General features: G+C 74.2%; 4 protein-coding genes. 3 read left to right on the top strand and 1 reads right to left on the bottom strand.

Going from position 1 to position 3,816, the window contains the following annotated elements; translation table 11 throughout:
• Nucleotide 1: 1 nt before the first annotated feature.
• From ACWEN3_RS43240 to ACWEN3_RS43230, 3 genes are all read left to right on the top strand, one after another.
• A complete protein-coding gene (locus tag ACWEN3_RS43240; protein ID WP_452983261.1) occupies nucleotides 2-1,177 on the top strand; it encodes a hypothetical protein in 1,176 nt (391 codons plus the stop codon).
• Between the two features lie 63 nt (nucleotides 1,178-1,240).
• Nucleotides 1,241-2,494, top strand: coding sequence for an SLC13 family permease (locus ACWEN3_RS43235; RefSeq protein WP_452983263.1), 1,254 nt, complete (start codon nucleotides 1,241-1,243; stop codon nucleotides 2,492-2,494).
• A gap of 32 nt (nucleotides 2,495-2,526) precedes the next feature.
• A complete protein-coding gene (locus ACWEN3_RS43230; RefSeq protein WP_452983258.1) occupies nucleotides 2,527-3,018 on the top strand; it encodes a universal stress protein in 492 nt (163 codons plus the stop codon).
• 1 nt (nucleotide 3,019) lies between these two features.
• Here ACWEN3_RS43230 and ACWEN3_RS43225 read toward each other — a convergent pair.
• The coding region (locus ACWEN3_RS43225; RefSeq protein ID WP_452983255.1) for an RICIN domain-containing protein at nucleotides 3,020-3,816 on the bottom strand (797 nt) is incomplete at its 5' end.

The following is a 3,816-nucleotide window of genomic DNA, read 5'->3' as shown; positions in this document are numbered from 1 at the left end:
GCTGGCGGCCTGCTCGTCCGGCACCGGCCTCTCGGTCGGCGCACCGGACGCGGGCGGCAAGGGCACCGCGCAGGCCCGGCAGGGGAAGCCGATCGGTGACGGCTCCACCGCCGACACCGGCGCCCAGCCGCACCAGCCGGCGCCGGACCGGCTGAAGCCGGGCCAGAAGCCCCCGCAGTTCGTGGTGTTCTCCTGGGACGGCGCGGGCGAGCTGAGCAACCAGCTGTTCTCCCGGTTCCGCAAGGTGGCCGCCGACCACGGCGCGAAGATGACGTTCTTCCTCAGCGGCATCTACACGCTGCCGGAGTCCAAGAAGCACCTGTACCGCCCCCCGCAGCACCCGGTCGGCGCCTCCGCGATCGGCTACCTCGCGGACCGGCACATCCACGCCACCCTCCAGCAGGTGCGCGCGGCCTGGCTGGAGGGGCATGAGATCGGCACCCACTTCAACGGGCACTTCTGCGGCGCGACCGGTGTGCGCAACTGGTCCCCGGCCGAGTGGCGCAGCGAGATCGACCAGGCCGTCGACTTCGTCACCAAGTGGAGGACCAACACCGGCTTCACCGACCTGGAGCCGCTCCCCTTCGACTACCGCAAGGAGCTGATCGGCGGCCGCACCCCCTGTCTGGAGGGCCAGACCAACCTGCTGCCCACCGCCGCCGCGCTCGGCTGGAAGTACGACGCCAGCTCCCCCGGCGGCCTGCAGATCTGGCCGGGCAAGGTGCAGGGCGGCCGGATCTGGGACTTCCCGCTGCAGTCCATACCCTTCTCCGGCCACTCCTTCCAGGTGCTGTCGATGGACTACAACATGATGTTCAACCAGTCCGGCGGCAACCCGCTCGGCGACAGGGGCCAGTTCGACGCCTGGCGGGCCCAGGCCCGCGACACCTATGTGGCCGGGTTCCACCGGGCGTACGAGAGCAACCGCGCCCCCTTCTTCATCGGCAACCACTTCGAGCGCTGGAACGGCGGCATCTACATGGACGCCGTCGAGGAGGCGATCGGGAAGATGGCCGCGTACGACGACGTGCGGTTCGTGTCCTTCAAGCAGCTCGTGGCCTGGCTGGAGGCGCAGGACCCGGCGGTGCTGCGCAAGCTGCGCACGCTCGTGCCGGGGCAGGCCCCGGTGGGCGGCTGGGCCGAGTTCCTGGGCGCGGCGGGCACCCGGTCGTCGTAGTCCGTCCCAGGTCGTCTGTTTTCATGGGCGGGCACCATGTGATCGACTCCGGAAGGGCCCGCCCTGAACCCCCCGCTCGCCGAAGCGCTGTCCGCCGTGCTGCTCGCCGCCGTGCTCGCCTGGGCCGTGGTCCGGCCCTTCGGGTGGCCGGAGGCGGTGCCGGCCGTCCCGGCCGCCGCGATCGTCGTCCTCACCGGCGCGATCCCGCTCGACCACGCCCGGGCCGAGGCCGAGCGGCTCGGACCGGTGGTCGGGTTCCTGGCGGCGGTGCTGGTGCTCGCCCACTTCTGTGACGTGGAGGGGCTGTTCCGGGCGGGCGGGGCGTGGACGGCCCGGTGGGCGGCGGGTCGTCCGGTGCGGCTGCTGACGGCCGTCTTCGCCCTCGCCTCGGCCATCACGGCCGTGCTCAGTCTGGACGCCACGATCGTGCTGCTCACCCCGGTGGTCTTCGCCACGGCCGCGCGGACGGGCGTACGGCCCAAGCCGCATGTGTACGCCTGCACCCATCTGTCGAACACCGCGTCGCTGCTGCTGCCGGTGTCCAATCTGACGAACCTGCTGGCGTTCGCGGCGAGCGGGCTGACCTTCACCCGGTTCGCCGCGCTGATGGCGCTGCCGTGGCTGGTGGCGATCGGCGCCGAGTACCTCGTGTTCCGGCGGTTCTTCGCCCGTGACCTCGCGGCGGCGGCACCGGCGGGCCGGGACACCGGCGAGGCACCCCGGCTGCCCCTGTTCGCGCTGGTGACCGTGGGCTGCACGCTGGCCGGGTTCGTGGTGGCGTCGGCGTTCGGCGTGCAGCCCGCGTGGGTCGCCGCGGCCGGCGCGCTGGTGCTGGCCGGGCGGGCGCTGCTGCGCGGCAGGGCGACCCCCCTGACCGTCGTGCGGGCGGCGGCCCCGGCGTTCCTGGCGTTCGTCCTGGCGCTGGGCATCGTGGTCAGGGCGGTCGTCGACAACGGGCTCGCGGACGTGCTGGGGAGGGTGGTGCCGAGCGGCACCGGGCTGCCGGCGCTGCTCGGGATCGCCGCGCTGGCCGCCGTGCTGGCGAACCTCGTCAACAACCTGCCCGCGGTGCTGGTCCTGCTGCCGCTGACGGCGTCGGCGGGTCCGGGCGCGGTACTGGCGGTGCTGCTCGGGGTGAACATCGGCCCGAACCTGACCTACGCCGGTTCGCTGGCCACACTGCTGTGGCGGCGGATCGTGCACCAGCACGAGCACGGCGTGGGCCTCGGGGAGTTCACCCGGCTGGGCGCGCTCGCCGTGCCGTCCTCCCTCGCGGCGTCGGTGGTGGCACTGTGGGGGGCGCTCCAGATTCTCTGACCGCGGCTGCGCGCCTATGGAGGCCGACCCGGATGCGTGTGATCGTCTGGCTCGTCGAGGGCACCTGGCCCGCCTGTGTGGACGCCGTGCGCGCCCACGCGCCGGATACGGCGGAGGTGGTGCTGCTGCACGTCAGCGGGCCGGATGTGCCGGAGGTCGCGCACGGCGCGTTCGCCGGGCTGCTCGGCCGGGGCCGTCCCGAGCGGGACCCGGGCACCCGCCTGGAGGCGCTCGGCGGGAGTTCGGCGGCCGAACTGCTCGACGCGGCGGCCGAGCGGCTGGGCCGGCCCTGTGCCCGCGAGGAGCGTTCGGGCCGGGTCGAGCGGGAGGTGGTGGCCGCCGCCGAGGGGGCCGATCTGCTGGTGCTCGCGCGGGACGGGGACCGCTCCCGGCTCGGGCCGCGCAGTCTCGGCCCGCCGGTCCGGTTCGCCGTCGACCACGCGCCCTGCCCCGTGCTGCTGGTGTGGCCCGAACCGGCCCCCGGCCTGGCGACGATCCCGCCACCGCCGCCGCACCACCCCTGACTCAGCGGTGATGGCGTCCGCCGCCCCAACCGCCCCAACCGCCGCCGCCACCGTCGCAGTAGTACGGGTACTGGGAGCAGGGGTCGTAGGTGGTGGAGGGCGCCGGTGCCGGGCGGGAACCTGTGGCCGTCGGGGTGGGGGCCGGTGACGGATTCCTGGAGGCTCTGGGGGCGGTGGCGCCCCCGGACGGGGTGGGCTGCCGCGTGGTGGGGGCCGGTGACGTGCCGCTGTGGCTGTCCCAGTTGACGTTCTGCATCTGCAGGTCGGGCTTGGCGGTGTCGACGGACCAGCGCTGGGTGGAGCCGGGGGCGCGGTTCTTGACGACGAGGGCACCGGAGCCGTCGGTTGCGGCCGGGGCGAGGGCCAGCTCCTGGTTCCAGCGGGGCACGAGGACGCCCTGGAGGGTGAAGTCGTAGCGGATGTACCTGCCGGCCTTGCCGGTGGCGGTGCAGGGGGCGAGCCGGACCGAGTAGCCGAGCTGGGAGTCCAGGCACAGTTCGGGGGCGGCGGCGTTGCGCAGCAGTCCGTCGGTCTCGTAGCGCCACTGCTGGCTCGGCGTCGTGGAGCAGGCGGCGAGTTCGGCCTCGGCGTCCTGGACCGTCTTCTCGCCGGCGACGCCGACGCACAGCCCCGAGGAGAGGTTGCGCAGCCGGCCCTGTACGGCGCCCTGCCCGGCGCCCTTCGCGCCGGCCCGGGACGCGCCCGGCCCCGCGTCCTTGCCGGGTGTCCGGGAGGGGCCCCCGGCCGACGCCACCGCCGCGATGGTCCGCATCGACTGCCTTCCGGATGCCCTCGCCA

The sequence above is a fragment of the Streptomyces sp. NPDC004561 genome, from assembly GCF_053602155.1.
The sequence above is the reverse complement of the archived record's forward strand: the minus strand, read 5'-3'. Positions and strand labels throughout refer to the sequence as shown.

Excerpts from the sequence above, each read along its gene's own strand:
- ACWEN3_RS43230 (WP_452983258.1), top strand. The coding sequence starts at position 2,527 with ATGCGTGTGATCGTCTGGCTCGTCGAGGGCACCTGGCCCGCCTGTGTG.